1 protein-coding gene is annotated in these 539 nt (G+C 59.9%); it reads left to right on the forward strand.

The features are described 5' to 3' along the window. Window positions 1-343: hypothetical protein (locus AC1RO3_RS08425; protein WP_481763995.1), on the forward strand; the 343-nt coding region annotated here is incomplete at its 5' end. Window positions 344-539: the final 196 nt, after the last annotated feature.

Genomic DNA, 539 nt, shown 5'->3' on the forward strand with positions numbered 1-539 from the left:
GTGCGTTCTCTGTCCGCTGCTGGCGCACTGGATACTGTCGGAAAATTCCATTCGTACCGGTTCCGCGAAGGCGCGACCGAAGCTATCGCGCAAATCGCGCTCACCCATCACGAAGCACAACAAGGGTAAGACCATGGCACGCTATCAAATCATCGTCAGCAATTTGGGAACCGTTTTGGACACGGAGCGCAGTAACGCCCCGATCCGCGAATATCTCGAATGGGTGCAAGCCGCGCGCGAGCTTCACGGCCGCGCGGCGGGTGAGTGCGTGGCACTTACCGAAGACGGGGAACCGATTCGCGAACACGACGGCTATGCGTACGCGAGTGACGCATGCGCGTAACATTCGACGGATGCAGCGCAAACGGCCGTAATCACGACGAGACGAAGGAACGGATTCGGTCACTCGCGCTTGTCGCCCTGAATCCTGTAACGGGCGATCTTGAATGCGTGTGCAGCCTGCGTTACTGGGCGTCGCGTTCGTCGTCGGGGGCCAATGTGTACGCGACACTTACGGTCAAGTGCGGGGCGTCCGGAAC

Source organism: Dellaglioa sp. CoH-57-MRSF-19, assembly GCF_056781975.1.